Annotated in this window: 4 protein-coding genes and 1 pseudogene; all 5 read left to right on the top strand. The window is 56.2% G+C overall.

Features of this window, described 5'->3' with window-relative positions; translation table 11 throughout:
* A pseudogene (locus AXE65_RS13135) lies at positions 1–370 on the top strand (hypothetical protein); the annotation flags it as partial.
* Positions 357–611 carry a hypothetical protein gene (locus AXE65_RS13130; protein WP_068393475.1) on the top strand — a complete coding sequence of 85 codons (255 nt, stop codon included), beginning with the start codon at positions 357–359 and terminating at the stop codon, positions 609–611. The pseudogene AXE65_RS13135 and the gene AXE65_RS13130, both read left to right, overlap by 14 nt.
* On the top strand, positions 595–1,236 hold the full coding sequence (locus AXE65_RS13125) for a lambda-exonuclease family protein (protein ID WP_068393473.1): 642 nt from the start codon (positions 595–597) through the stop codon (positions 1,234–1,236). Before AXE65_RS13130 ends, AXE65_RS13125 begins: the two co-directional genes overlap by 17 nt.
* Complete coding sequence (locus AXE65_RS13120; RefSeq protein ID WP_068393472.1) at positions 1,233–2,018, top strand: DNA-methyltransferase; 786 nt, start codon at positions 1,233–1,235, stop codon at positions 2,016–2,018. The genes AXE65_RS13125 and AXE65_RS13120 overlap by 4 nt, the downstream gene beginning before the upstream one ends.
* A 12-nt stretch (positions 2,019–2,030) precedes the next feature.
* The gene (locus AXE65_RS14365; RefSeq protein WP_068393471.1) at positions 2,031–3,128 is read left to right on the top strand and encodes a DNA cytosine methyltransferase; all 1,098 of its coding nucleotides are present in this window, start codon (positions 2,031–2,033) and stop codon (positions 3,126–3,128) included.
* The last annotated feature ends 114 nt before the right edge of the window (positions 3,129–3,242 follow it).

Raw genomic sequence — 3,242 nt, 5'->3', positions numbered from 1 at the left:
CGGACTCGTTAATAAAGCAGGTCCCTGGAAACAATACCCCAAACGCATGCTACAACTCAGAGCACGCGCCTTTGCCCTGCGCGATATATTTCCTGATGCGCTAATGGGTTTAGCCATTGCCGAAGAAATTCGCGACATTACGCCGCCATTGAATGAGCCGCCGATTAAAACCCTGCCCGCCTACCCGCAAGAACAACTGCAAAACCATCTAAACGAATGGCAAACCGCCATCGAAAACGGCAAAAGCGCAGAAAGCATCATTGGCATGGTATCCAGCAAATACCAATTAACCGACCAACAAAAAACCCAAATCCGCGCACTGGCGGTTAAAGCAGTCGCCGAAGAAGAGAACAACCATGAGCAAGATTAATCGGGACAAGAAAGTGCTTTTCGACATCCAATATCTTTGGGGGAGCTTGCTTGGGTTTATCAACCAAGCCACCCTCCCAAACAGCAACCCGTATTGTATTGAACATAGAAAAATCTGCGCCTCCCGCAATGAACTGGAAAACTTTTTAATCGACCTGCTGGCAGAAACCATCGACAAAAAAATGGAATTCTGGATTTGCACAGAACCCGCCAAAGAGGGATTAAATGATGCAACTGATTGAACTCCAACAAGGCACCCCCGAATGGCACACACACCGCCAAACCCACTTTAACGCCAGCGAAGCCGCCGCCATGCTGGGCGTATCCCCCTACACCAAAAGGGACGCACTGCTTAAACAAAAGAAAACCGGCATCACGCCCGAAGTGAATCAGTATCAGCAAGCGATATTCGATAAAGGCCATTTAATCGAATCGCTATTAAGACCCATCGCCGAACAACAATTAGGCCAAGAACTCTATCCCTGCGTCGGTGTACTGGAAGGCACCAAACTATCGGCCAGCTTCGACGGTTTAACGATGGACGAACGCACCGTTTTCGAGGCCAAAACCCTCAATAAAACCCTGCGCAAAACACAAGGCAAACCACTACCGCTGCACTACCGCGCACAGCTAGAGCAACAACTACTGGTATCCGGCGCAGATAGAGCCTTATTTATCGCCGCCTCATTAAACGATGCGGGCGACATCAGTGATCAACTAACAGTTGACTACTTAAGCGACCCCGAACTAAGACAGCGCATTATTCAAGGCTGGCAACAGTTTGAAAAAGACCTTGCCGAATACCAGCCCGAGCCGCTGCCCGCACCCCTTACCGCCCACGCCTCCCTCGACGGACTCCCCGCATGATCTGCACCCTTCATCACGGCGACGCCCTCAACTGGCTCGAAACCCTCCCCGATCACAGCGTTGACGCCCTGATCACTGACCCACCGTATTCCAGCGGCGGCCTCACCGCAGGCGAGCGCAAAGCCACTCCCTCTGTTAAATACGTGAAATCCGGGCAAGCGAAACAGTGGGTTGACTTCATCGGCGACAATCGCGACCAGCGCTCACAACTGCAATGGATGCTGCTGTGGCTCGCACAATGCCGCCGCGTCCTGCGCGATGGCGCGCCCGCCTGCCTGTTCAGCGACTGGCGGCAACTGCCGCTGGCCACCGATGCCCTGCAATGCGCAGGCTTCATCTGGCGCGGCATCATGGTTTGGGACAAGACCGAAGGCGCACGCCCGCATCTCGGAAGACCCCGCGCCCAGGCCGAATACATCATCTGGGGCAGCAAGGGATCCATGCCCCTCACCCGAAACGCTCCCGTCCTGCCCGGCGTCATCCGCGAAGTCGTGCGCCAGCAAGACAAGCACCACATGACTGGCAAGCCCACCGCCCTTATGCGCCAACTGGTACGCATATGCGAGCGCCATCCTGACGGCACGGGCGGCATCATCCTCGACCCGTTCGCGGGCAGCGGCACTACCTTGGTCGCTGCCGCCCTTGAAGGCTACCGCGCCATCGGCTGCGAACTGTCCGAACACTACTACCACGTCACCCGCGAACGCCTGGCGGCAACGTTTCCGGACAGCAACCAGCACGCCCACGATACCGCCATCGAACAAGTGTCACTGAACATCTAGAGGAGCGCTGCCATGAACTACCTGTCGCTCTTTTCCAGCATCGAAGCGGCCAGCCAGGCGTGGCAGCCGCTGGGCTGGCAACCCGTCGCATTTGCGGAAATCGAGCCATTTCCGTGCGCCGTGCTGGCGCATCACTACCCGGACATACCAAACCTTGGCAACGTCACAGAAATTACCGACGAGCAAATCAAAGCATTGGGGGCTATCGACGTCGTGGTAGGAGGCTCACCTTGCCAAAATTTGTCGTTGGCAGGGAAAAGGGCAGGACTGGCCGGGGCGCAATCCAAGTTGTTTCACGAACAAATCAGGATATTCCATGCAGCTAGACATTTTTGCGGTGCAAGATGGCTCGTCTGGGAAAACGTCCCCGGCGCATTTTCCAGCAACGGCGGAGCAGACTTTGATTGCGTGGCTGGAGCGATGGCAGGATGCCGCCTCGATGTCCCCGCAGATGGCTGGGGATATGAAGGCATGGCGCTGGGCGAGCATGGACTTCTCGAATGGGCCGTGCTTGACGCGCAATGGTTCGGACTGGCGCAGCGGCGCAAGCGCGTGTTCGCTGTCCTCGATGCTGGAAACTGGCAAGGTAGACCGCCGGTACTTCTTGAGCGCGACAGCCTGCGCGGGGATTGCCCGCCGCGCCGTATGGCGCAAAAAAGCGCTGCCAATCCCGCTCATGCAAGCCTTGATCGTGCAGGGTGCGAGCAAGCTGTTCCAGAAATCAGCATGTGCCTGAATGCGGGCGCAATGGGCAGAAGGGATGCCGAATCAGAAACGTTTGTTGTCCACGTTTGCAAAACGGCCAATACCCAATCAAACGGCTTGGGCATATCAAACGAGGGTGCAGCCTACACGCTCGATACGGCACCCAATCAAGCCATCGCCCAAGATAGCGGCGTGCGCCGTTTAACCCCGCGCGAATGCGAACGATTACAGGGATTCCCCGACGACTACACCTGCATTGCGTGGCGCGGGAAATCCGCCAAACCCTGCCCCGACAGCCCGCGCTACAAAGCATTGGGCAACAGCATGGCCGTACCCGTCATGCGCTGGATAGGTCAGCGGATTGACGCGGCCACAAAATTTGAAGCCTTGGAGAAAGCCGCATGACGATCATCAATCCAGCCGAAGCCTTACGCGCGAAAATTAAGGTCGCAATGAAAGATGAAAACAAAGAAGCCGCCGCACAGAAAAAAAGCCCCACAAGTGGTATGACACTCTGGC

The sequence above is a fragment of the Ventosimonas gracilis genome, assembly GCF_001580025.1.
In the GTDB taxonomy this organism is placed as follows: domain Bacteria; phylum Pseudomonadota; class Gammaproteobacteria; order Pseudomonadales; family Pseudomonadaceae; genus Ventosimonas; species Ventosimonas gracilis.
The sequence above is the reverse complement of the archived record's forward strand: the minus strand, read 5'-3'. Positions and strand labels throughout refer to the sequence as shown.

Excerpts from the sequence above, each read along its gene's own strand:
- AXE65_RS13130 (WP_068393475.1), top strand. The coding sequence starts at position 357 with ATGAGCAAGATTAATCGGGACAAGAAAGTGCTTTTCGACATCCAATAT.
- AXE65_RS13125 (WP_068393473.1), top strand. The coding sequence starts at position 595 with ATGATGCAACTGATTGAACTCCAACAAGGCACCCCCGAATGGCACACA.
- AXE65_RS13120 (WP_068393472.1), top strand. The coding sequence starts at position 1,233 with ATGATCTGCACCCTTCATCACGGCGACGCCCTCAACTGGCTCGAAACC.
- AXE65_RS14365 (WP_068393471.1), top strand. The coding sequence starts at position 2,031 with ATGAACTACCTGTCGCTCTTTTCCAGCATCGAAGCGGCCAGCCAGGCG.